Source organism: Rathayibacter tanaceti (assembly GCF_001634385.1).
GTDB lineage: Bacteria > Actinomycetota > Actinomycetes > Actinomycetales > Microbacteriaceae > Rathayibacter > Rathayibacter tanaceti.
This window is the reverse complement of the sequence record NZ_LIIN01000270.1, coordinates 1-1,074: the sequence shown is the minus strand read 5'-3', so window position 1 is coordinate 1,074 and position 1,074 is coordinate 1. Positions and strand designations below refer to the sequence as shown.

Genomic DNA, 1,074 nt, shown 5'->3' with positions numbered 1-1,074 from the left:
CCCCGCACCGGCTCCGGCCTGCCGGGCTGGGTCGTCGCGGCCGCCGCAGCCGGCGCCCTGCTGGTGCTGCTGCCCCTCGCCGCGATCCTCACCAGGGTCGACTGGCCGCAGCTCGTGCCGTTGATCACCTCCGACTCCTCGGTCGCTGCCCTCCTGCTCAGCCTGCGCACCGCCGCCGCCGCCACCCTGCTCTGCCTGCTGCTCGGCACTCCGATGGCGCTGGTGCTCGCGCGCACCGCGTTCCCCGGGCAGCGCCTGCTCCGCTCGCTCGTCCTCCTCCCGCTCGTGCTGCCGCCCGTCGTCGGCGGTCTCGCGCTGCTCGCCACCTTCGGGCGGCTCGGCCTGCTCGGCGGGGCGCTGGAGGCGCTGGGGATCCGCATCGCGTTCTCGACCACGGCCGTCGTGCTCGCGCAGACCTTCGTGGCTCTGCCATTCCTGGTGTTCACTCTGGAGGGGGCCCTGCGCAGCGCCGGCTCCCGCTACGAGGCGGTCGCCGCGACCCTGGGCGCCTCGCCCGGCACGGTGCTGCGGCGGATCACTCTGCCGCTGATCCTGCCCGGGCTGGCCTCGGGAGCGATCCTCTCGTTCGCGCGGGCACTGGGCGAGTTCGGAGCGACGCTGACTTTCGCAGGGAGCCTCGAGGGCACGACGCGGACCCTCCCGCTCGAGATCTACCTCCAGCGCGAGACCGACCCCGACGCGGCGGTGGCGCTCGCTCTGGTGCTGGTCGCGGTCGCGGTGCTCGTGATCGGTCTGGCCTACGGCCGCTCGTCCCGGGAGGTGCGCCGGTGAGCCTGCGCTTCGCCGCGCGGCTCGCCGAGCGCGGCTTCGATGCGGCGCTCGAGGTCGAGGACGGCGAGACGATCGCCGTCCTCGGGCCGAACGGGGCGGGCAAGTCGACCCTGCTCGAGCTGATCGCCGGACTCGCCCGCGCCGACACGGGCAGCGCGCACCTCGGCGAGGCGACACTCTTCGACGAGCGTCGCTGGACGCCTCCGCACCGCCGCCCCGTGGCCCTGCTCGCGCAGGACCCGCTGCTCTTCCCGCACCTGACCGTGCGAGAGAACGCCGCGT

2 protein-coding genes are annotated in these 1,074 nt (G+C 74.9%); both read left to right on the top strand.

What is annotated here, in order from left to right; genetic code table 11:
- Positions 1 to 18: 18 nt before the first annotated feature.
- Positions 19 to 792 (top strand): ABC transporter permease, encoded by a 774-nt coding sequence (locus ACH61_RS15575; protein WP_201787631.1) that lies wholly within the window; start codon positions 19 to 21, stop codon positions 790 to 792.
- On the top strand, positions 789 to 1,074 hold a 286-nt coding region (locus tag ACH61_RS15570), incomplete at its 3' end, for an ATP-binding cassette domain-containing protein (RefSeq protein ID WP_153038960.1). The genes ACH61_RS15575 and ACH61_RS15570, both read left to right, overlap by 4 nt.